This is a genomic window from Pseudomonas sp. ZS1P83, assembly GCF_054897825.1.
The window spans coordinates 5,112,721-5,132,964 of the sequence record NZ_CM142706.1 but is presented as its reverse complement, the minus strand read 5'-3'; the positions used below and the strand labels follow the sequence as shown (position 1 = coordinate 5,132,964).

The 20,244-nt window shown below is 58.6% G+C and carries 22 protein-coding genes, 1 tRNA gene and 1 pseudogene; 8 read left to right on the top strand and 16 right to left on the bottom strand.

Going from position 1 to position 20,244, the window contains the following annotated elements; translation table 11 throughout:
- Positions 1-8: 8 nt before the first annotated feature.
- The 5 genes from ACYZT0_RS24095 to ACYZT0_RS24075 all read right to left on the bottom strand — a co-directional run bounded on the left by ACYZT0_RS24095 (position 9) and on the right by ACYZT0_RS24075 (position 4,211).
- Complete coding sequence (locus ACYZT0_RS24095) at positions 9-1,238, bottom strand: methyltransferase (protein ID WP_462043306.1); 1,230 nt, start codon at positions 1,236-1,238, stop codon at positions 9-11.
- Positions 1,219-1,908, bottom strand: coding sequence for an ABC transporter permease (locus ACYZT0_RS24090; protein WP_462043305.1), 690 nt, complete (start codon positions 1,906-1,908; stop codon positions 1,219-1,221). Before ACYZT0_RS24090 ends, ACYZT0_RS24095 begins: the two co-directional genes overlap by 20 nt.
- On the bottom strand, positions 1,905-2,600 hold the full coding sequence (locus tag ACYZT0_RS24085; protein WP_462043304.1) for an ABC transporter permease: 696 nt from the start codon (positions 2,598-2,600) through the stop codon (positions 1,905-1,907). Before ACYZT0_RS24085 ends, ACYZT0_RS24090 begins: the two co-directional genes overlap by 4 nt.
- Before the next feature lie 77 nt (positions 2,601-2,677).
- On the bottom strand, positions 2,678-3,424 hold the full coding sequence (locus tag ACYZT0_RS24080; protein WP_462043303.1) for an ABC transporter substrate-binding protein: 747 nt from the start codon (positions 3,422-3,424) through the stop codon (positions 2,678-2,680).
- Positions 3,425-3,437: 13 nt separating this feature from the next.
- Positions 3,438-4,211, bottom strand: a complete 774-nt coding sequence (locus ACYZT0_RS24075; RefSeq protein WP_462043302.1) for an ABC transporter ATP-binding protein — start codon at positions 4,209-4,211, stop codon at positions 3,438-3,440.
- Between the two features lie 551 nt (positions 4,212-4,762).
- Between ACYZT0_RS24075 and gabP the strand changes: the two genes are divergently transcribed.
- Positions 4,763-6,154 (top strand): GABA permease, encoded by a 1,392-nt coding sequence (gene gabP / locus ACYZT0_RS24070; RefSeq protein WP_462043301.1) that lies wholly within the window; start codon positions 4,763-4,765, stop codon positions 6,152-6,154.
- A gap of 74 nt (positions 6,155-6,228) precedes the next feature.
- Here gabP and vapC read toward each other — a convergent pair whose 3' ends face one another.
- The 6 genes from vapC to ACYZT0_RS24040 all read right to left on the bottom strand — a co-directional run bounded on the left by vapC (position 6,229) and on the right by ACYZT0_RS24040 (position 10,066).
- Entirely contained in the window at positions 6,229-6,636 is a 408-nt protein-coding gene (gene vapC, locus ACYZT0_RS24065) for a type II toxin-antitoxin system tRNA(fMet)-specific endonuclease VapC (RefSeq protein WP_462043300.1), read from the bottom strand.
- Positions 6,636-6,866: a type II toxin-antitoxin system VapB family antitoxin gene (gene vapB / locus ACYZT0_RS24060; protein WP_282377351.1), complete on the bottom strand. Its 231-nt coding sequence runs from the start codon at positions 6,864-6,866 to the stop codon at positions 6,636-6,638. Before vapB ends, vapC begins: the two co-directional genes overlap by 1 nt.
- 184 nt (positions 6,867-7,050) lie before the next feature.
- A complete protein-coding gene (locus tag ACYZT0_RS24055; protein WP_462043299.1) occupies positions 7,051-7,503 on the bottom strand; it encodes a hypothetical protein in 453 nt (150 codons plus the stop codon).
- A 6-nt stretch (positions 7,504-7,509) separates the two neighbouring features.
- Complete coding sequence (locus ACYZT0_RS24050) at positions 7,510-7,926, bottom strand: hypothetical protein (RefSeq protein WP_462043298.1); 417 nt, start codon at positions 7,924-7,926, stop codon at positions 7,510-7,512.
- 37 nt (positions 7,927-7,963) lie between these two features.
- Complete coding sequence (locus ACYZT0_RS24045) at positions 7,964-8,938, bottom strand: alpha/beta hydrolase family protein (protein ID WP_462043297.1); 975 nt, start codon at positions 8,936-8,938, stop codon at positions 7,964-7,966.
- Positions 8,939-9,007: 69 nt separating this feature from the next.
- Positions 9,008-10,066: a PDDEXK nuclease domain-containing protein gene (locus ACYZT0_RS24040; RefSeq protein ID WP_462043296.1), complete on the bottom strand. Its 1,059-nt coding sequence runs from the start codon at positions 10,064-10,066 to the stop codon at positions 9,008-9,010.
- A 262-nt stretch (positions 10,067-10,328) separates the two neighbouring features.
- On the opposite strand from ACYZT0_RS24040, the gene ACYZT0_RS24035 reads away from it, so the two are divergent.
- The gene (locus tag ACYZT0_RS24035) at positions 10,329-10,778 is read left to right on the top strand and encodes a carboxypeptidase regulatory-like domain-containing protein (protein ID WP_461976170.1); all 450 of its coding nucleotides are present in this window, start codon (positions 10,329-10,331) and stop codon (positions 10,776-10,778) included.
- A gap of 65 nt (positions 10,779-10,843) precedes the next feature.
- Here the strand turns inward: ACYZT0_RS24035 and ACYZT0_RS24030 are convergent.
- From ACYZT0_RS24030 to ACYZT0_RS24010, 5 genes and pseudogenes are all read right to left on the bottom strand, one after another.
- Positions 10,844-10,919 (bottom strand) — tRNA-Phe (locus ACYZT0_RS24030).
- A gap of 103 nt (positions 10,920-11,022) precedes the next feature.
- A complete protein-coding gene (locus tag ACYZT0_RS24025; protein WP_288115271.1) occupies positions 11,023-11,295 on the bottom strand; it encodes an oxidative damage protection protein in 273 nt (90 codons plus the stop codon).
- On the bottom strand, positions 11,292-12,359 hold the full coding sequence (mutY, locus tag ACYZT0_RS24020; protein ID WP_462043295.1) for an A/G-specific adenine glycosylase: 1,068 nt from the start codon (positions 12,357-12,359) through the stop codon (positions 11,292-11,294). The genes ACYZT0_RS24025 and mutY overlap by 4 nt, the downstream gene beginning before the upstream one ends.
- Positions 12,356-14,581, bottom strand: coding sequence for an AsmA family protein (locus ACYZT0_RS24015; protein ID WP_462043294.1), 2,226 nt, complete (start codon positions 14,579-14,581; stop codon positions 12,356-12,358). Before ACYZT0_RS24015 ends, mutY begins: the two co-directional genes overlap by 4 nt.
- A 122-nt stretch (positions 14,582-14,703) precedes the next feature.
- A pseudogene (locus ACYZT0_RS24010) lies at positions 14,704-14,958 on the bottom strand (acetyl-CoA sensor PanZ family protein); the annotation flags it as partial.
- 225 nt (positions 14,959-15,183) lie between these two features.
- On the opposite strand from ACYZT0_RS24010, the gene ACYZT0_RS24005 reads away from it, so the two are divergent.
- The 6 genes from ACYZT0_RS24005 to hisF all read left to right on the top strand — a co-directional run bounded on the left by ACYZT0_RS24005 (position 15,184) and on the right by hisF (position 20,172).
- A complete protein-coding gene (locus ACYZT0_RS24005) occupies positions 15,184-16,848 on the top strand; it encodes an OFA family MFS transporter (protein WP_462043293.1) in 1,665 nt (554 codons plus the stop codon).
- A 270-nt stretch (positions 16,849-17,118) separates the two neighbouring features.
- Positions 17,119-17,712, top strand: a complete 594-nt coding sequence (gene hisB, locus ACYZT0_RS24000) for an imidazoleglycerol-phosphate dehydratase HisB (protein WP_462043292.1) — start codon at positions 17,119-17,121, stop codon at positions 17,710-17,712.
- Positions 17,712-18,350: an imidazole glycerol phosphate synthase subunit HisH gene (gene hisH, locus ACYZT0_RS23995; protein WP_461976180.1), complete on the top strand. Its 639-nt coding sequence runs from the start codon at positions 17,712-17,714 to the stop codon at positions 18,348-18,350. Before hisB ends, hisH begins: the two co-directional genes overlap by 1 nt.
- Positions 18,351-18,611 carry a DUF2164 domain-containing protein gene (locus tag ACYZT0_RS23990; protein WP_462043291.1) on the top strand — a complete coding sequence of 87 codons (261 nt, stop codon included), beginning with the start codon at positions 18,351-18,353 and terminating at the stop codon, positions 18,609-18,611.
- A gap of 42 nt (positions 18,612-18,653) precedes the next feature.
- On the top strand, positions 18,654-19,391 hold the full coding sequence (gene hisA / locus ACYZT0_RS23985; protein ID WP_033058290.1) for a 1-(5-phosphoribosyl)-5-[(5-phosphoribosylamino)methylideneamino]imidazole-4-carboxamide isomerase: 738 nt from the start codon (positions 18,654-18,656) through the stop codon (positions 19,389-19,391).
- Positions 19,392-19,401: 10 nt separating this feature from the next.
- Positions 19,402-20,172 carry an imidazole glycerol phosphate synthase subunit HisF gene (gene hisF / locus ACYZT0_RS23980; RefSeq protein ID WP_462046629.1) on the top strand — a complete coding sequence of 257 codons (771 nt, stop codon included), beginning with the start codon at positions 19,402-19,404 and terminating at the stop codon, positions 20,170-20,172.
- Positions 20,173-20,244: the final 72 nt, after the last annotated feature.

Sequence of the window (20,244 nt, the reverse complement as noted above, 5' to 3'; positions counted from 1 at the left end):
GAGGCGCTTTAAAGGCGCTCAGCCAGGATCAGGAAATTACGCGGTGTAAGCGGGGTTTCGCAGAAGGTTCCGAGGCGAACCGCATACCCCTGCTCGGAGAGGAAAAGTGCTCGATCGAGTACTAGCCACAGCTCCAATGGGCGTCGGAAAAGTCCGCGCAGCAGCTCCAGATTGCGCACTTCGGCCAGTCGCTGCCCCCCGGAAGCTTCGAGTGCTGGCCAATCCTGCGGTCCGATTGTGGATAACTCCTTGAGCGAGGCCAAATGATGGCAGTAATCGGCGAAGGATTTATCCAGCCAGGCACTTGGCAGCGAAGGGGTGGGCAGGTATTCGTCAGCACCGCGCAGTTGCCGTTGCAGCAGGTCGAAACCCAAGCGCCGGGCCATGGAGGTGTCGCGCTGACGTCGGACGCGAGCGCCTGCGGTGACGGTTTCGTTCATTGGCAGCGAGAGATCTTCGAGCGATAGTTGTAGGTCGGATCGCATACCCGCAGAGGAAAGCGTCTGATACTCGCTCACACTGATCCGGTTGTAGCAGCAAGGCGCGATGGCCAGTTGTTTGCAGCCAGTGGCACTGGCGAGTTGGATCAGCCGCACATGCAGATCACCGCAAGCGTGCAGCGCTACCGGGGTGTGATCGGCATTCAACATAGAAGCTGCATGTGCTGCGAGCACATCTTGTTGGACATGCAGCGCATGCAATTGATGACGCTGACTGAGGGCCTGGCCGCTGACGACCAGCGCCGGGTCGTATTCCAGGCAAGTGAGCTGCTGACCGGTGTGCAATAGTCGTCGCCCCAAATGTCCTTTGCCCGAACACCAGTCCAGCCAATGGTTCGGCGTCTTAGCAAACTGCAAGCGACTGGCGAAGGCTTCGATCTGCTGCCACTTGCGCCCCGGCACATCAACATTCAGTCGATGACCCGCCGTTTCAAGCGCATGCGCCGGCAACTCATCCACCGCGCTCAACTCAAGGGACATCGCCGCCAATGAGGCAAACGGCTCCGGCGCGTCCAAAAGAGCTGGGTTGTTGTGAGCGTGTTCCGCGTCCTCCAGCGATCGCCTGCGTAGCCAGGTCGCCAACTCGGGGTAGGACGCTTCCCAGGGAAGCTGCAGATGAGTAAACGGACGAGGCTTCCACAGCGCCTGATGCTCGATCAGAAAAGCATCCAGCGCCGTGAAACGGGCGAGTAACGCCTCGCCCGTCAGCACGCAGGCATCAACGTCCTTGGCAGGCATCGACGCGCAACCAGCGCTCCAGCAGCTTGAAACCGCGTACTAGCACATAAGCCATCAGCAGATAGAACATGCCCGCCGCGAAGAATATCTCCACCGGCAGGTAGGTCCGGGCAATGATGGTGCGGGCCATGCCTGTCAGTTCCATCAGGGTCACGGTGCTGGCCAGGGCACTGGCCTTGAGCATCAGGATCACTTCGTTGCTGTAGGCCGGCAGGCCGATGCGGGCGGCACGGGGCAGGATGATGTAGAACAGCGCCTTGGGCCGGGACATGCCCAGCGCCCGCGCAGCTTCGATCTCGCCCGGTGGAATTGCCTGGATCGCGCCGCGCAGGATCTCGGCGATGTAGGCCGCGGTGTGCAGCGTCATGGTCGCCGTGGCACACCAGAACGGATCGCGAAGGTACGGCCACATTGAGCTGTTACGGATCGCGTCGAACTGCGCCAGGCCGTAGTAGACCAGGAACAGCTGAACCAGCAACGGTGTGCCACGGAAAAAGAAGATGTAGCCGTAGGGGAATGCCCGCACGTACCAGAGTCGCGATGAGCGGGCAATGCCTAGTGGAATCGCCAGTAGCAAACCTGCGATCACGGCGATGGCCACCAGTTCCAGGGTCAGCGTCGCGCCATGAGCCAGTTTCGGCAGCCACTTGATGATGATTTCCCAGTTCATTGGGTGCTCCTCGCGAAGCCGCGAGCGGCACGTTTTTCCATAAAGAACATGCCCGTCATGGCGAGAATCGTCAGACCCAGGTACATGAACGCGGCCACCATATAGAAGGTGAACGGCTGTTTGGACACGGTCACGCCGATTTGCGCGTGACGCATGATTTCTTCCAGGCCGATTACTGACACCAGCGCGGTGTCTTTCATCAGGATCATGAACAGGTTGCCCAGGCCGGGCAGGGCGATGCGCCACATCTGCGGCATGATCAGCTTGGTGAAGATGCGAAATTTCGACAGGCCCAGCGCCACCCCCGCTTCACGGTGACCTTTGGGGATGGCCAAAATTGCACCACGAAAAACCTCCGTGGCATAGGCGCCGAAGCACAGTCCCAGCGCAATCACGCCAGCGGCAAAGGCATTGAGTTCGAGGTCGGGGTTGCCGAAGAACTCGCCCAAGGCACGCATCAGGTTGACCGTGCCGAAGTAGATCAACAGCACCCAGAGCAATTCCGGGATGCCGCGAACCAGCGTCGAGTAAGTGCCGCCAAGCCATTGCAGCGGCTTGTACGGGGAAGTCTTGGCCAAGGCGCCGAGCAGACCGAGCACCAGCCCCACGCACAAAGCGGAGAGTGCCAGTTTCACAGTCATCAGCGCGCCAGCGGCGAGCGCCGGGCCGAATCCGTAGAGATCGATAGTCATGGATTTCTTTTCAATTGCGGCAGGCAATGCCAGGGACTGGCGCCGTCAGCGAACGGCGCCGGTCAGGCAGGTCAGAATCAATAGATGCTGAACGGGAAGTACTTGTCATTGATCTTTTTGTAAGTGCCGTCCTCGACGATTTCTTTCAGGGCAAGGTTCAGCTTCGCGCGGATCGTGTCGCCTTTACGTACAGCGATACCGATCTTGTCGCTTTCTTCCACCGGATCGCCCTTGAACTCGTAGGACCGACCGGCGTCGCTTTTCAGCCACTCGTAGTTGACGTACTTGTCCGCCAGGATGCCGTCCAGACGACCGGAGGTCAGGTCGAGGTAGGCGTTTTCCTGGGTGTCGTAGAGTTTTGTTTCAACGCCTTCCATGTGGTCTTCCAGCCAGGTACCAGCGAGGGTCGCACGTTGTGCGCCGATCACTTTTCCCTGCAGGGAGTCCTTGTCGGTTTTGAAGTCGACGTCTTTCTTGGCGATGAATTGCAGCTTGTTGGAGTAGTACGGTTCGGTGAAGTCCACCGCTTGTTTGCGCTCGTCGGTGATCGACATCGAGGAGATCAAAAAGTCGAACTTCTTGGCGTTCAACGCTGGGATGATGCCATCCCAGTCGGACGTGACCACGGTGCATTCGACTTTCATCTTGGCGCACAGGGCGTCACCGATGTCTTTGTCGAAGCCGACGACATTGCCACTGGCATCTTTGTTGTTGAACGGCGGGTAGGCCGCTTCGATGCCCATCTTCAAGGTTTCGGCCATGGCACCGGCGCTGAAGGCCAGGGTGACGGCGGCAGCCAGGAAGATTTTTTTGTAGTTCTGCATGCGGGTAGCTCCGTTAGCGGTTGCTGGACATGAATTGTTTGCAGCGCGCCGAAAGCGGGTTTTCGAACACCTGCTGTGGCGATCCTTGCTCTTCTACCAGGCCTTGGTGGAGGAACACCACTTCGCTGGAAACCTGACGAGCGAAGCCCATTTCATGGGTGACCAGCAGCATGGTGCGGCCTTCTTCGGCCAATGCGCGGATGACATTAAGTACTTCCTGGACCATTTCCGGGTCAAGGGCGGACGTGGGTTCGTCGAACAGGATCACCTTGGGTTGCATCGCCAGTGTCCGGGCGATGGCCGCGCGCTGTTGCTGACCGCCGGAGAGTTGCGCCGGGTAGGCGTGGCGCTTGTCGGCGATGCCGACCTTTGCCAGCAAGGCTTCGGCGACTTCGATGGCTTCGGCCTTACTCTGGCCGAGCACCCGGCGCGGGGCTTCGGTGATGTTGTCGAGCACGCTCATGTGCGGCCAGAGATTAAAGTTTTGAAACACAAAACCGATCTCGCTGCGCAGACGATTGATCTGCTTGCCGTCGGCAGCGACCAGTTCGCCGTTTTTCGCGGCTTTGAGCTTGAGTTCTTCGCCGGCCACCAGGATTTGGCCCTGATGCGGGTTTTCCAACAGGTTAATGCAACGAAGGAATGTGGACTTGCCGGAACCGGAAGAACCCAGGATCGAGATCACGTCGCCGTCGCGGGCGGTCAGCGAGATGCCTTTGAGCACCTCAAGCTGTCCGTAGCGTTTGTGCAAGTTGCGGATTTCAAGCGCGGGCGTGGCCTCAGCCATGTGCATTCCTCATAGTATTTCGCTCCTGCTGTTGGCGGCCTTCCTGGCGAGGCGGCCAAGCTAGCATAGCGTTCGAATGGCAGCCAACAGCGCTATGGGCGGTAAACAGGTGGCATGTGGCAGTTTGTCGCATCGGTGCAGCAGAGTGTCGCGCTGCTATCAACCGAACAGCCGTTTGAACCAGCTGCTCCGCGGGTGTCGCGTAAAAAAGGCGCGATGTTGCCAGCTTTGGCGGGGTGTTAGAAGCGCTAACCAGACAAACGATCGTGATCCGCACTTTTATTGTGCGCCGGCACATTTTTGGGTGCGCTTCTGGTGCGCTGTTTCGTTCTGAAAGTGGGTCGCTGGGTAACGCTCTGGCTAATTGCCATTAATCTCAATGACTTGCAATGACTGTCCGGTCAGTCCTGAGAGCCCCTAGCTTGAGGAGTTTGTAACATTTTGGCGCAATTATTGCGTGCAGAATAAGGAACGCCCCGTTGGTTTCTTTTTACGAGAAGGAACGCCAAGCGGGATGGACGCATTCGCTTTTCCTTACAAAGGTAGTTTCAATGAGCAGTACCCCAAGCTCCAATGGCCTCGAACAGGGGCTCAAACCGCGCCATGTGACCATGCTGTCGATCGCCGGGGTTATCGGTGCCGGCCTGTTCGTCGGCTCAGGCCACGCCATCGCCGCTGCAGGCCCAGCCGTGCTGTTGGCCTACGCTGCCGCCGGTACCCTGGTGGTCCTGGTGATGCGCATGCTCGGCGAAATGGCCGTCTCTTCGCCGGACACCGGCTCCTTCTCGACGTACGCCGATCGCGCGATCGGTCACTGGGCCGGTTTCACCATCGGCTGGTTGTATTGGTGGTTCTGGGTTCTGGTCATCCCGCTGGAGGCCAACGCAGCCGCGACCATTCTGCATGCCTGGTTCCCGAATTTGGCGATCTGGGCCTTCACCTTGATCATTACCTTGTTGCTGACGGTGACCAACCTGTTCAGCGTGAAGAACTACGGTGAGTTCGAATTCTGGTTCGCCCTGATCAAAGTCGTGGCGATCATCGGTTTCATTGTCCTGGGTGTTATGGCGATTTTCGGCTTCCTGCCGACCAGTCAGGTGAGCGGCGTTTCGCACCTGTTCGACACGCAAGGCTTCCTGCCAAACGGCATGGGCGCGGTACTCGCTGCAATGTTGACCACCATGTTCTCTTTCATGGGCACCGAGATCGTGACCATTGCGGCCGCGGAATCGAAGAACCCGGGCAAGCAAATCTCCAAGGCCACCAACTCGGTGATATGGCGGATCGGCTTGTTCTACCTCGTGTCGATCTTCATCGTCGTGGCGCTGGTGCCATGGAATGACCCGGTACTGGCAGCTGTCGGTTCCTACCAGACCGTGCTTGAACGCATGGGCATCCCGAATGCCAAGCTAATCGTCGACATCGTGGTTCTGGTTGCTGTAACCAGCTGCCTGAACTCGGCGCTCTACACCGCTTCGCGCATGCTGTTTTCCCTCGGCAAGCGCGGCGATGCACCGGCCGTGTCCAAGCGCACGAACGGTAGTGGCACACCTTACTGGGCTGTGATGCTGTCGACCGCCGCGGCCTTCCTCGCCGTATTCGCCAACTACGTGGCCCCGGCCGCCGTGTTCGAATTCCTGTTGGCCAGTTCCGGCGCCATCGCGTTGCTGGTGTATCTGGTGATCGCGGTTTCCCAGTTGCGCTTGCGCCAGAAGCGCATGGCTGCCGGCGAGAAGATTGCCTTCCAGATGTGGCTGTTTCCTGGTCTGACCTATGCGGTGATCGTGTTCATCGTTGGCATACTGACGATCATGCTGTTCCAGGAAGCCCATCGCGTGGAGATCCTCGCGACCGGTCTGCTGAGCGTGTTGGTGGTGGCTGCCGGTTTGTTCGTGGCTCGCCGTCGCAAACTGGAAAAGCGTGGCGCGGTGGTGCTGAACTGATTCACACCGCATAACGCAGAACGGCCGCTGTCAGTGATGACAAACGGCCGTTTTTGTCTGAGTCAGTAGTGAGCTCAATCGGGGTGGACCCAGTCTTCTACGCGTAACCCTGGAACGCGTTCAAATTCCCTTAGGTTGTTGGTTACCACAATGAATCCGCGTGAACGTGCGTGGCCGGCAATCATGTGGTCGTAGGGTCCGATAGGCGTTCCAGCCTTTGCCAGCTCGGATCGAATCATTCCGGTATGCGTGGCCGCTTCGTTGTCGAAAGGCAAAACCTCAAGGCGTGCCGCAAAACCCTCGATCACCCCGAGGTTCTTCTCGGGTGTCGCTGATTTTTCGGCACCGTAGATCAACTCCATCAGCGTGACGGCACTAATGCATAATTGCCCGTTATGACGGTTGAAAGCTTCTCGTACGATTTGCGGTTTGTTCTTGATGGTGAAGATGCAAATGTTGGTATCGAGCATGTATTTGATCATCAGAACGACTCACGCTCCTGGTCGGCGGGTTGTTCACGATCGGTCATGAAATCTGCACTCACGCCATCCCCGTCAAACCAGCTGTCCCATGTTTCATCTGCGGGGGTGATGATACGGGTCCTGCCGATGGCAATTACGTTGACTCGTTTCACATCGCTTGGCATCGCTACGGCTTTGGGGAGGCGGACAGCCTGGCTTCGATTGCTCATGAAAAGGGTTGTCTGTTCCATTTTGGCCTCCTGCGTTTTGTGAGTGCTGTGTGCCAAAGAATAGATTTCTTCAGGGATATGTCAATGGGATATACATGGCCGCTGACGAGGGGTCATGTCAGATCGTTTCAGGCTGTTGGCTTCTCAAACAAAACGGCCGCTGTCAGTGATGACAAGCGGCCATTTTTGTTTCTGAGACGAGTGTTTACTCAGCCTTTTCTTCCTGGGCATCCAGCGACTGGCGATAGCTGTCGAGTGCATCGCCGAAGTCGGTGATGAACTGCGGGTCCGTCAGCCAGGCCTGGGCGGCGTCGCGGTCCATGCCGTCGGCCCACATGCGATAGTCGATCAGCATGTCGGCGGCCAGGTGAGTGGCAGCCATGGCTTCGTTATCGGCGTTTTCCATGTCCAGCAGTTCTGGATGGTCGCTGATGATCTCGGCGAGGTTCGACAGCAAGGTCAGCAGCATGTCGTTGCGGCTGATGGATTCCGCGTCGCGCATTTTGCTGAACATCGCCAGGGTGTATTCCGGGATCGGTTCGCCGATTTCACCCAGATCATCGTCCAGTGCGGCGGGTTTTCTGCCGTGGATGTTGATTTGCTTGGCTTTGATTTTGGCGCGTTTGGCGCGTTTCTGTTGCTTGTTCAGGGAGGCCATGGGAACTCAGTTCGGTTTCTGTTGGTTTTGGGCCGCGATGGCTTCGGAAGCTGCCACGTAATCAACCTGGAAGGCCGGGGATTCTATCCAGGCCATGGCGGCGGCTTCGTCCACGTCGGTGGACCATTGGCGATACTCGAGCAGTGCGCCGATGATGAAGTCTGTCGCCGTTTCTTCGCCTTCCTGCTCCAGCACCAGCGCGATAAGCGGGTGCTCAAGAAAGGCCGCGCACATAGCTTGTTGGCTAATTTTTTGCGCGTCGATCATTTCTTTGAACATGTCGGTCAGGTCAACCGATTCGAAGTCGATGCGATCATCGTTCGGATCGAGTTCGACCGGCGCGGCAGCCCGTTGGGTGCGGTTCTGCTTGGCCTTGGCTTTGGCGCGTGTGGCGCGTTTGTTCTGCTTGTTGGCGGAGGCCATGGGCGTCGTTCCGTATTTCGTTGAGTGGGCAAGTCAATCAGCTGCGTGGCACTAGCCGCCCGGGTGTGTCGGGGGCCAGTTCGCCGGTCTGCAACCAGGACAATGCAATGGGCCATAGTGTGGCTTGGTATGGGCTACGAAAAAAGGCGAAATGTCCGACTTCTTGTTCGCCGATGTCTTCGGGGGCGATTCGCAGATGGCTGGTCGTTGCGTCGGTGAAGTAACCGAGCAGGCGCTCGATGGCTGGAATCGTGCCGTAAGGATCGTCGCTGATGCTGATGGCCAGGGTTTTCGCGGTGACTTTGGCGAACGGGAGTTGGCCGTGTCTTGCGTGAATGATGCGGCCGCTGGGGCGCTTCTCGTACCGGGCCGTGGGCGTGCTCCAGTCGCGGACCACGCCCGTGGGCGTGTCTTCCAGCCAGCCGAGGCGTTTACCGGGGAAGTAGCCGTAAATCATCGTCAACAACGGCATCACCAGGTGCCACTTGCCGAACATTCGCCAGCGATGGGCAGGGGCGTAATCGCGCCAGTAAGCGAACTGAGCACCTACGGTGACCAGGCGCCGAATAACCTGCCCGGAGGCTCCCAGCCCCGCTGCACAGCCTCCGAAGCTGTGACCGACGACGTCGATGGGCTGGCCGGGGAATTCCCGCTGAGCGCGCTTGAGCATCGCCTCAAAGTCCAGCGCGCCCCAATCGGACCATGAGGCCTGAAGCCCTTTCAGCGATGCCGGACGCGACTCGCCGATGCCGCGGTAATCAAAAGTGATCACGTCAAAGCCGTTGGCGAACAGGTAATCGGCGAAACGCGAATAGTGGCGGCAGCGGACAGAGGTGGCAGCGTTGATGATAACGACTGGGCGCGTTGAGTCCGATAGAGCCTGCCGCCAGGTGAATCCGCCAAGCATGAAGCCGTCTGCGGCGGTCTCCTTGAACGGTTCGCCGAGAGCGTAGGCTGGCAGCGGCAACTCCATTTGAGCGGAGGCCAACGAGGACATGTCCAGCAAATTCATCGGTTTTTGACCTTTGCGGGTAGCTGCCAACAATAGTCTTCACGCTGCCCATGAACAATCCATCCATGTTTATCTGGGGATCTGGTTGAACAATCGCTCCTCAAGCACTGCCCGTTCCCGATCCAGTTCTGCGCGCAGTTCCTCCTCACTCGGCAGCACCAACTTGTACTTGCTGGCGAACAGTTGTTCGTTGCCTTCCAGCACCGAATAGCGCACCACCGACTCATCTTTTTGTGCGCAGAGAATGATACCGACGGTGGGGCCATCTTCCGCTCCGCGTTTGAGGTCGTCGTACATACGCACGTACATGTCCATCTGGCCTACGTCCTGATGGGTCAGCTCACCGCGCTTGAGATCGAAGATGACGAAGCACTTGAGCAAGTAGTTGTAGAACACCAGATCGATGTAGAAATCTTTGCTTTCGGTGCTGATGCGTTGTTGGCGGGCGATAAAGGCGAAGCCTTTGCCCGGTTCTAGCAGAAAGGCCTGAAGTTGATTGATCAGTGCTTGTTCGAGGTCAGTTTCTTGGGTTAAGCCCGCATTGGGCAACCCGAGAAACTCCAGGATCACCGGATCCCTGATGAAATCCCGAGGGTTGGCCTTCATTTGCTGAATGTTGGTGGCAGCTTCCTGTTTGACGGCGCAGCGGTCTCGGCTCGCCAGCAGGCGTTCGTAGTAGAGTGTGTTGATCTGGCGTTCCAACGCGCGACTTGACCAGTTCTGGAGGGCTGATTCGTTCATGTACCAGTGGCGAGCGTGGTCGTTGTCGACGCGCAGGAGCCTGCGGTAGTGAGTCCAGCTCAATTCGGAACGCACTGCGTTCCAAATTGGAAAGGTCTGATAAAAATCACGCATGTACCGCAGATTGCGTTCGTCAAAGCCCTTCCCAAATTCTGCCGTAAGCATTTTCGCCAGCGTAAACAACAGCTGCTTGCCATAACCCGCCCGCCGAGCCCCTTCCTGCTCGAACTCCACAATATGCCGTCCGATTTGCCAGCAGGTTTGCACTTGGACGGTATCGACCGCTCGTAGCACCTTCTGCCGTGCCTGGCGGATCAATTCGCCAAGATTGCCAAGCAGTGAGGCGAGTTGTGGGTCTTGAGTGTTATCGGGTTTGAGTGCGCTCATGAGTCTTCCGCGGCTTGGATGAACAGGCAGAAAAGGATTGCAGGGGCGGGGTGGTCGACGATGTCGGGCGCGGCTGGTAAATCGGAAGGAAAGTCCGATTGGTTTTGCGGGATCAAGCCGATGGCAATACGCGCTTGAGGAATACAGCGTGTAGTCCGATTCGCAGTGAGCCCAAGTACTAATCAATCTAAAACTAGAACATTCAGCGAGAAATCTAAAAAGGAGTAACGATTGGGTTCTTCGGAGCCCGGGAGTCGCCATCATGAAGTACGTCCATTCACTCATGTTGCCCATCGCCGCAATCGGCTTGTTGATGTTCCCAGCGCTGTCGCCGGCCGCCAGCCTTGAGCCCATCGATAGCTCAGGTGTGCAAGTCCAGAGGCAAGAGCAAAACGGGATTACTTACCTGTCCGGCGGTATTGGCGAGGATGAGTCGAAGGCTATCCAGCAAACCACTGGATACAACCTGCACATGACCTTCTCTATCGGGCCGGAAAATAAATACGTTCCCGACGTAGATGTGGTCATTCAGAAAGCACCGGGGCAGACGGTACTGACGCTGAGCCAGGCTGGCCCGTTGGTTTACGTTCAGCTACCTCCCGGCAAGTACTCCGTTGTCGCGACCCGTAATGGTGAAGCGAAACATGACACAACGGATGTCGGAAGCGGCACCGCCCGCAATCTGGTTTTTCACTGGAATGTTGATGAGTAGTTGGGCGTCACTAAATCCCAGGCATAAAAAAACCCTGAATCTTGCGATTCAGGGTTTTCGGTATTTGGTGCCCAGAGACGGAATCGAACCGCCGACACGGGGATTTTCAATCCCCTGCTCTACCGACTGAGCTATCTGGGCAACGGGGCGCATTAAACTGGTTTTTCAGGGGGTCGTCAAGAAAGTTTTCAAAAAAATTTTAATTATTACCGTCGCTTACGTTCCACCCCCCGATAAATCGGGATTATTCAGCCGGCGGAACGTAGCCGTCGGCTTTGGCGTATTCCTCGCCGGAGAAGTACTTGTCCATCTCGCCCTGAAGATATTTGCGGTCTTCGGCGTTCATCATGTTCAGGCGTTTTTCGTTGATCAGCAGGGTCTGGTGTTTCTGCCAGTCGGTCCAGGCCTTGGCCGAGACGTGATCAAAAATGTCCTGACCTTTTGCACCCGGGAATGGAGCGCGTTCCAGGGCGGGCAATTCTTCTTTGTACTTGCGGCACATGATGGTACGGGTCATGACGACTCTCCTGCGTTCAATACGGCGGCCGCGCGTTCGAGCAAGGTTTTGACCGGGGCGGCAAGGCCCAGGCGCGGCGGGGTGGCGAGGTTATACCAGAGCCAGTCGGCCTCGGCCACGTGATGGCCAGCCTCCTGAACCTGAACCAGCCAGGGTTCGATGGACAACTGAAAATGACTAAATGTGTGCACCAGGCTCGGCAGCGCCTGTTGGCTGCCCAGTTCCAGCGAATGCTGCGAAGCCAGATGTTGCAGGTCGTCGAGGTCGTCGAGTTCCGGTAGGCTCCAGAGACCGCCCCACAGGCCCGTGGAAGGGCGACGGTAAAGCAGAATCGCGCCTTCGCCGTTGGCGAGCAACGGCATCAACGTACGCTTCTGTGGCACGGCTTTGCGCGGCTTTGGGATCGGGTAACGGGTTTCGAGGCCGAGCATGTGCGCTTCGCAGCCCTTTTCGAGCGGGCAGAGCAGGCAACTTGGTTTGCTGCGTGTACAGAGCGTAGCGCCCAGATCCATCATCGCCTGGGTGTAGGCGTTGACCCGATCATGCGGCGTAAAGCGTTCAGCATTCGCCCACAGCTGTTTGGCGACCTTGGGCTCGCCCGGATAACCCTCTTGCGCGGTGAAGCGCGCCAGGACTCGTTTGACGTTGCCGTCGAGGATCGGCGCCCGCAGGCCCATGCTCAGGCTGGCGATGGCGCCCGCCGTGGACAAGCCGATTCCCGGTAGATCAGTGAGCTTTTCCACATCACGCGGAAACTCGCCGCCGTACTCGGCGACGACGATTTTCGCGGTCTTCTGCAGATTGCGTGCGCGAGTGTAGTAACCGAGGCCGGTCCACAGGTGCAGGACTTCGTCTTCCGGCGCGGCGGCCAGGGCTTCGACGGTCGGCAGCGAGGCCATGAAACGGTCGAAGTAGTTCAGCACGGTACTGACCTGGGTTTGCTGCAACATGATTTCTGACACCCACACCCGATAGGGTGTGATGCCTTGTTGCCAGGGCAAGTCGTGGCGGCCGTGGCGGTCGTACCAGTCCAGCACCGCCGTTGAAAACTGCTCGGCTCTCATCGCTTGAACAGCCCCTTCAACGCATTTTTCAGTTCCGGGCTGACCTTGTCGCCGATTTTTTCGTCGATTTTTTCGCTGATCCGCTCGCCGGCCATTTTGCTCGCGACCTGGCCCATGCGTTCGTTATCGAGGCGGCAAGCCTTGGCGCCTAGCTCCAGCGGGCCACGGCAGCGCAGCGGCCACTCGATGCCGACGAACTTCTCGCCGACCTGACAGGCCGGGTCCGGCATGTCGCTCTTGTCGCCTTCGACGATAATGCCCACGCGGTAATCCATGCCCAGCACCCGCAAATCGACATTGCCGTCGCCGTTGACGGTCATGCCCGGGATGCGCACTTTCAGGTCAGGGTTGCTGGCCACGCCGTTACGGAAGGTCAGGTTGCCCTTGAGCTCCTGGAACGGTGTGTCCTTGCCCCGTGGCTCGCCGTTGAGGGATTTACGGTTCAGGGTGGCGATGCCTTTGCACAGCTGTTGTTCGAGGTTGGCATTGAGCAGGACGCCGTTGTTGATGACGAAACTGGCGTTGCCGTTGAGGCTTTCGATCAGTGCTTTCTGGCTGTTGCCGCTGCCGGTCAGGTTGCTGTTGAGCGTCACCAGACCTTTGACCGGCGGATTTTTACCCTGGCTTTCGAGGATTTTTTCCACAGGCACTTTGCTGATCTGTGTCTGCATGTTCAGCGCTGGCACTTGTTGGCGCACGTCGAGCGTACCTTTGGCGTCGAAGTTGCCGTCGTACAAATCGCCGCGAAGATTCTCCAGTGTCAGCAGGCCGCCCTGGCCGGTGGCCTTGAGCGCAGCGTTCTGGATCGGCAGTTTATCGAGGGTCAACTGGCCGAAGGTGAGGTCAGCGTCCACGTCGAGCTTGCTCAGCCGTTCCACTGGCATCAGACGTTCGTTGCTCCACGCCTCTTTGGTCGGTGCTTGCGGCAGCGGTGTGCTGCCCGCGCCGGCCATGGCATCGGCTTCGGTGCTGGCGACTTCGGCCTGACGCACTTGTGTTGCGCTATTGGCTTCGGCAGATTTTGGCGGCAGGTAACGGTCGACGTTGAAGGTGTCGGCCTTGAGGCTCGCCCGCAGCGATTGCTTGGCGAAGTCCTCGACGGCAATGCGACCGCTGAAGGTGCTGTCGTCGACTTTAAGGTTGATGTTGTCGAGCACCACGCTGGTTGGTGTGCCGGCCAAACGGCTGACTAATTCGACTTTGCTCAGGCTGCCCTCGGCCATGGCCGGAAGTTTCTGGCCGATACTGTCGACGAATTTCGCCAGATCAAACTGGGCGATCGACAGGCCACCGTTGATTTGCGGGGTCTTGTCGAGATCGTTGACCTTCAGTTCACCCAGCGCGCGCAATTGGTTGGCGGAGATTTTGATGCCGGTCCATTCGGCGACGTTCGCCGCTTTATCAAGCAGCAATTGGCCCTGGGCGGCGAAGGTCATGGTTTTGCCTTGCAGCGGATCGCCGGCGACTTCACCGGAGAGTTTCATGTCTTCGAGTTTGTAGCGCTGCAGTGCGCGCTCGAAACGCAGTTCGCCGTTGAGTTCTGTTCGCACGCGCAGGACCGGCTGGTTAGTGCCCAGGAACGCGGTGAGTTTGATCGGGATGTTGGTGGAGTCATGCACCGGGCCGGTACTCAGCTGGATGCTTTCGGCGCTGAACTGCTTGCCGGTTTTCTCGTCGCTGTATTCAACACGGGCGTTGTTGACGGTCAGGCTGTCGATGTCCAGGCGGATCGGCTGGGCCGGTTTTTCCGCTTGGGCAGTGGTCTCGGGCGCTGGTTCGCCGGTGGTCGTGGGCGGTGTGCCTGGTGCGGCCGGGGCCGGGGCTTTGCCGATGTCTTCCCAGTTACCGTGGCCGTCCTTGTCACGGTTCAGGCGCAGGTTCAGGCCTTCGACGCGCACATCGCTCATCTGTACTTCACGGCGCAGCAGCGGCAGCACGCGAACCGACAGACCGAGCATTTGCAAGTCGGCGAACGGTTCGGTGGGCTTGGCCAGGGTCGCGACACTGGCTTCGTGCAATTCCAGGCCCAGCCACGGGAACAGGCTCCAGCCGATATCGCCATTGAGCGTCAGCTCGATGTGGGCCTTGTCGCGGGCAATCTGGCGAATCTCGTCTTTATAGTCGTTGGGATCAAAGAGGTGGGTCAGGGCAAAGCCCAGCGCCACAATGATCAGCAACAGCCCGAGAAGTACCAGACCCAGGATTTTGCCGAACGCTTTCATGGGCGAGTCCTTGTAGTTAGTCGAATTCGAAATTTAGCCGGGGAGTATAGCGCTCCGCAGCGCACGACCGGTCAGCGATCACGTCGGCAACACATCCAGCGGTACTTTCAGTTTGGCCGCCAGCGCTTGGTAATTTTTCGTACGCATAGTTGGGACAGGTGCCAGACATCCTTGTGACGTTGCAGACGTGCCGCGTCTAGTAGTCGATCGTTGAAGCGACCGGCGATCAACGAACCCTCCAGCAAGCAGCCTTCAATCAGCTGCACATCTCCGGCAAGCGGGGTAAACAGCCAGTCCGGAGCATCGCGGTAGATCTTTTGCAGATCCTGCTGATCCTGATAAGTGGCTTCGTTCAGCAGCTCGACGATGATCGGCATGAGGGTTCCTTCAGTGTTACGAGAACTGATGACGTACGAAAGGTGATGTCACTTTGGTTTTTCTGTCACGTACAGATGGTAACCTTTGCCGGGTTCGTCCGTCCTTCTGCGACTTGATGTCGCGCCAAAGCGGAGCTTCACCCTGAAAAAAACAGTCATGCGTGCGCATAAAGGCCGGGGGTGAGGAGTGGCTGACGAACCCTACTAATAATTGGGGGATACACAATGACCACGAGCATCACGGCGGACGGCCTCACGGCTGACCAGCCCTCGTTCCTGTCCAAGGAACGCATCATCGCCAAGCCCGGTTTCAACCGATGGCTGGTCCCACCGGCCGCCCTGGCCATCCACCTCTGCATCGGCATGGCCTACGGCTTCTCGGTGTTCTGGTTGCCACTGTCCAAAGCCCTGGGCGTGACCAAGGCAGCGGCCTGCGCGCCGGACATGAGCTTCATCTCGCAAGTCTTTTCGTCCCAATGCGACTGGCCGATCTCGATGCTCGGCTGGATCTACACCCTGTTCTTCATCTTCCTTGGCTGCTCGGCAGCGATCTGGGGTGGCTGGCTGGAACACGCCGGGCCACGCAAGGCCGGCGTTGTATCGGCACTGTGCTGGTGTGGCGGTCTGCTGATTTCAGCGCTGGGGGTCTATACCCACCAGATATGGCTGATGTGGATCGGCTCCGGGGTCATTGGCGGTATCGGCCTGGGCTTGGGCTACATCTCGCCGGTTTCGACCCTGATCAAATGGTTCCCGGACAAACGCGGCATGGCGACCGGCATGGCGATCATGGGTTTTGGCGGTGGCGCGATGGTCGGTGCTCCGCTGGCCGCAGCCCTGATGGGCCACTTCGCTTCGCCAACCAGCGTCGGCGTATGGCAGAGCTTTCTGGTGATGGCCGCGATCTACTTCGTGTTCATGATCGGTGGCGCACTGTCCTACCGCGTTCCGCCAACCGGCTGGAAGCCTGAAGGCTGGACCGCTCCGGCGAAGAAAGCTTCCAACGCGATGATCACCCACCGTCACGTCCACGTGAATGTGGCGTGGAAAACCCCGCAATTCCGTCTGGTGTGGCTGGTGCTGTGCCTGAACGTATCCGCCGGTATCGGCATCCTCGGCATGGCGTCGCCGCTGTTGCAGGAAGTGTTCGCCGGTAAGTTGCTGGGCACTGACCTGACGTTCGGTCAGTTGGACGCTTCGCAACTGGCCTCGATCGCTGCGATCGCTGCCGGTTTCACCGGTTTGCTGAGCCTGTTCAACATTGGTGGCCGGTTCTTCTGGGCGTCGTTCTCCGACTACCTGGGTCGCAAAAACACCTACTTCGTGTTCTTTGCCCTGGGCTTTGCTCTGTACGCGTTGATTCCAAACCTCGGTCACTTGGGCAACGTTGCGCTGTTCGTGGCGGCCTTCTGCATCATCCTGTCGATGTACGGCGGTGGTTTTGCGACGGTCCCTGCGTATCTCGCGGACCTGTTCGGCACGCAAATGGTCGGCGCGATCCATGGTCGCCTGCTGACTGCCTGGGCGGCGGCGGGTGTGTTGGGTCCGGTGTTGGTGAACTACCTGCGTGAATATCAGCTGAGCATCGGCGTTGAACGCGCCGCGGCTTATGACATCACGCTGTACATCCTCGCGGGCCTGCTGGTGCTGGGTTTCCTGTGCAACCTGCTGGTGCGTCCGGTGGCTGACAAGTACTTCATGACCGACGCTGAACTGGCTGCCGAACAGGCGCTGGGCCATGACAAGGGTGCTGATAGCAGCACCGTATTGGAGTGGAAAGCGGATGCGGGCACCAAGCCTTTGGCGATTGCTGCATGGCTGGTGGTGGGTATTCCGTTGGCGTGGGGTGTTTGGGTGACTCTGCAAAAGACGGCTGTCCTGTTCCACTAAGTATCCCGTAACTGATCGTTCCCACGCTCTGCGTGGGAATGCCTCCCGTGACGCTCCGCGTCACATTCAGAGCGGACGCGGAGCGTCCAGGGCTGCACTCCCACGCAGAGCGTGGGAGCGATCAGCGGTCTTGGTATGGTTGTACGGACATGTCTATCCCCGACAGCACTGGATTCACTCCGTCAGTGATATCACCTCTCGTGTTTCTGTTTCCGGCCCGCGCCCCTATAATGGCTGCCTTTTTCGCCCAATGATTTTGCGGAGCTGGTGATGGCCGAACGTAAGGCGTCAGTCGAGCGCGACACTCTGGAAACCCAGATCAAAGCCTCGATCAACCTGGATGGCACCGGAAAGACCCGATTTGATATCGGTGTTCCTTTTCTTGAGCACATGCTGGACCAAATCGCCCGTCACGGGCTGATCGACCTGGATATTGTCAGCAAGGGCGACCTGCATATCGACGATCACCACACGGTGGAAGACGTCGGTATCACCCTGGGTCAGGCCTTCGCCAAAGCCATCGGCGACAAGAAAGGCATCCGTCGCTACGGCCACGCCTACGTGCCGCTCGATGAAGCGCTGTCGCGCGTGGTGATCGACTTCTCCGGCCGTCCGGGCCTGCAGATGCATGTTCCCTATACTCGCGCCACCGTTGGCGGCTTCGACGTTGACCTGTTCCAGGAGTTCTTCCAGGGCTTCGTCAACCATGCGCTCGTCAGCCTGCACATCGACAACCTGCGTGGCACCAACACCCACCACCAGATCGAGACCGTGTTCAAGGCTTTCGGCCGCGCCCTGCGTATGGCGGTAGAGCTGGATGACCGCATGGCCGGTCAGATGCCGTCGACCAAAGGCGTTCTGTAATGCAGACGGTCGCGGTTATCGATTACGGCATGGGCAACCTGCACTCGGTGGCCAAGGCCCTCGAGCACGTCGGTGCCGGCAAGGTCCTGATCACCAGCGATGCCGACGTGATTCGCGAAGCCGATCGGGTGGTATTCCCCGGCGTCGGCGCGATTCGCGATTGCATGGCGGAGATCCGTCGCCTGGGCTTCGACTCGCTGGTGCGTGAAGTCAGCCAGGACCGTCCGTTTCTTGGCATCTGCGTGGGCATGCAAGCCTTGCTCGACAGCAGTGAAGAGAACGACGGCGTTGACTGCATCGGTCTGTTTCCAGGCGCAGTGAAGTTCTTCGGAAAAGGCCTGCACGAAGATGGCGAGCACCTGAAAGTCCCGCACATGGGCTGGAACGAAGTGAAGCAGACGGTGAGTCACCCGCTGTGGCACAACATTCCGGACCTGGCGCGTTTCTATTTCGTGCACAGCTACTACATCGCCGCCGGCAATGCGCGGCAGGTGGTGGGTGGCGGTCACTACGGTGTCGACTTCGCTGCCGCGCTGGCCGATGGCTCGCGTTTCGCCGTGCAGTTCCACCCGGAAAAGAGCCATACCCATGGCCTGCAATTGCTGCAGAATTTCGCCGCGTGGGACGGTCGCTGGTAAATGGCCGTCAAGAAGGGCAAGCCGCCGATCCTGACCCTCACTCCTGAACAGGAGAGCGAGGCCAATCACAAGATCAAACGCTTCATGGAAGATCGCTTCGAACTGGACCTGGGTTCGTTCGAGGCGGCTGAAATCCTTGAGCTGTTTACCCGTGAAATTGCTCCGTACTATTACAACAGGGCGATTTTCGATGTGCAGACGCACCTCAAAGAGAGGTTCGAAAGCATCGAAAGCGACTTGTGGGCGCTCGAGAAAAACTGATTTTCGAGCGAAGCTGAACAATCGAATTTGAAGGTTTGCCAGATGCTGATTATTCCCGCTATCGATCTTAAAGACGGTGCCTGTGTTCGTCTGCGCCAGGGCCGCATGGAAGATTCCACGGTGTTCTCCGATGACCCGGTGAGCATGGCTGCCAAGTGGGTGGAAGGCGGTTGCCGCCGTCTGCATCTGGTCGACCTGAACGGCGCTTTCGAAGGCCAGCCGGTCAACGGCGAAGTGGTCACCGCCATCGCCAAGCGCTACCCGAACCTGCCGATCCAGATCGGCGGCGGTATCCGTTCCCTCGAAACCATCGAACACTACGTGAAGGCCGGCGTGAGCTACGTGATCATCGGCACCAAAGCCGTGAAAGATCCGGCCTTCGTTGCAGAAGCTTGCCGCGCGTTTCCGGGCAAGGTTATTGTCGGTCTGGACGCCAAAGACGGTTTTGTCGCCACCGACGGCTGGGCTGAGATCAGCACCATTCAGGTGATCGACCTGGCCAAGCAATTCGAAGCTGATGGCGTGTCCGCGATCGTTTATACCGACATCGCCAAAGACGGCATGATGCAGGGCTGCAACGTACCCTTCACCGCTGCGCTGGCCGCTGCAACCAAGATCCCGGTGATCGCTTCCGGCGGCATCCACAACCTCGGTGACATCAAGTCGCTGCTCGACGCCAAGGCGCCAGGCATCATCGGTGCCATCACTGGCCGGGCGATCTACGAAGGCACTCTCGATGTCGCTGAAGCGCAAGCTTTTTGCGATTCGTACAAAGGCTGAGGGACTGACCATGGCGCTGGCCAAACGCATCATCCCTTGCCTGGACGTGGATAACGGCCGGGTTGTTAAAGGTGTGAAGTTCGAGAACATCCGCGACGCCGGCGATCCGGTAGAAATCGCCCGTCGCTATGACGAACAGGGTGCCGACGAGATTACCTTTCTCGACATCACCGCCAGCGTCGATGGCCGCGACACCACGCTGCACACCGTCGAGCGCATGGCCAGCCAGGTCTTCATCCCGCTGACCGTGGGCGGTGGCGTACGTACCGTGCAGGACATTCGCAACCTGCTCAACGCTGGTGCGGACAAGGTCTCGATTAATACCGCAGCGGTGTTCAACCCGGAATTCGTGGGCGAAGCGGCGCAGCATTTCGGTTCGCAGTGCATCGTCGTCGCCATCGACGCCAAGAAGGTCTCCGGCCCGGGCGAAACCCCGCGCTGGGAAATCTTCACCCACGGCGGCCGCAAACCTACCGGTCTCGACGCTGTTGAATGGGCGAAGAAAATGGAAAACCTGGGTGCCGGTGAAATCCTGCTGACCAGCATGGACCAGGACGGCATGAAAAACGGCTTCGACCTGGGCGTTACCCGCGCCATCAGCGATGCGTTGGGTATTCCGGTGATTGCTTCGGGCGGCGTCGGCAATTTGCAACATTTGGCCGACGGCATACTCGAAGGCCACGCCAGCGCGGTATTGGCGGCGAGTATTTTCCACTTTGGCGAATACACCGTGCAGGAAGCCAAGGCCTACATGGCTCATCGCGGCATCGTGATGCGCTAAACAAACCGATACAGGCCAGTGGACATCATGGCGGGCTCAAGGCACTCTTGGGTACGCCATGGATCTCGGTAG

Coding starts and splice junctions, on each gene's coding strand:
- ACYZT0_RS24095 (WP_462043306.1), bottom strand. CDS start 1,238: ATGCCTGCCAAGGACGTTGATGCCTGCGTGCTGACGGGCGAGGCGTTA.
- ACYZT0_RS24090 (WP_462043305.1), bottom strand. CDS start 1,908: ATGAACTGGGAAATCATCATCAAGTGGCTGCCGAAACTGGCTCATGGC.
- ACYZT0_RS24085 (WP_462043304.1), bottom strand. CDS start 2,600: ATGACTATCGATCTCTACGGATTCGGCCCGGCGCTCGCCGCTGGCGCG.
- ACYZT0_RS24080 (WP_462043303.1), bottom strand. CDS start 3,424: ATGCAGAACTACAAAAAAATCTTCCTGGCTGCCGCCGTCACCCTGGCC.
- ACYZT0_RS24075 (WP_462043302.1), bottom strand. CDS start 4,211: ATGGCTGAGGCCACGCCCGCGCTTGAAATCCGCAACTTGCACAAACGC.
- gabP (WP_462043301.1), top strand. CDS start 4,763: ATGAGCAGTACCCCAAGCTCCAATGGCCTCGAACAGGGGCTCAAACCG.
- vapC (WP_462043300.1), bottom strand. CDS start 6,636: ATGATCAAATACATGCTCGATACCAACATTTGCATCTTCACCATCAAG.
- vapB (WP_282377351.1), bottom strand. CDS start 6,866: ATGGAACAGACAACCCTTTTCATGAGCAATCGAAGCCAGGCTGTCCGC.
- ACYZT0_RS24055 (WP_462043299.1), bottom strand. CDS start 7,503: ATGGCCTCCCTGAACAAGCAACAGAAACGCGCCAAACGCGCCAAAATC.
- ACYZT0_RS24050 (WP_462043298.1), bottom strand. CDS start 7,926: ATGGCCTCCGCCAACAAGCAGAACAAACGCGCCACACGCGCCAAAGCC.
- ACYZT0_RS24045 (WP_462043297.1), bottom strand. CDS start 8,938: ATGAATTTGCTGGACATGTCCTCGTTGGCCTCCGCTCAAATGGAGTTG.
- ACYZT0_RS24040 (WP_462043296.1), bottom strand. CDS start 10,066: ATGAGCGCACTCAAACCCGATAACACTCAAGACCCACAACTCGCCTCA.
- ACYZT0_RS24035 (WP_461976170.1), top strand. CDS start 10,329: ATGAAGTACGTCCATTCACTCATGTTGCCCATCGCCGCAATCGGCTTG.
- ACYZT0_RS24025 (WP_288115271.1), bottom strand. CDS start 11,295: ATGACCCGTACCATCATGTGCCGCAAGTACAAAGAAGAATTGCCCGCC.
- mutY (WP_462043295.1), bottom strand. CDS start 12,359: ATGAGAGCCGAGCAGTTTTCAACGGCGGTGCTGGACTGGTACGACCGC.
- ACYZT0_RS24015 (WP_462043294.1), bottom strand. CDS start 14,581: ATGAAAGCGTTCGGCAAAATCCTGGGTCTGGTACTTCTCGGGCTGTTG.
- ACYZT0_RS24005 (WP_462043293.1), top strand. CDS start 15,184: ATGACCACGAGCATCACGGCGGACGGCCTCACGGCTGACCAGCCCTCG.
- hisB (WP_462043292.1), top strand. CDS start 17,119: ATGGCCGAACGTAAGGCGTCAGTCGAGCGCGACACTCTGGAAACCCAG.
- hisH (WP_461976180.1), top strand. CDS start 17,712: ATGCAGACGGTCGCGGTTATCGATTACGGCATGGGCAACCTGCACTCG.
- ACYZT0_RS23990 (WP_462043291.1), top strand. CDS start 18,351: ATGGCCGTCAAGAAGGGCAAGCCGCCGATCCTGACCCTCACTCCTGAA.
- hisA (WP_033058290.1), top strand. CDS start 18,654: ATGCTGATTATTCCCGCTATCGATCTTAAAGACGGTGCCTGTGTTCGT.
- hisF (WP_462046629.1), top strand. CDS start 19,402: ATGGCGCTGGCCAAACGCATCATCCCTTGCCTGGACGTGGATAACGGC.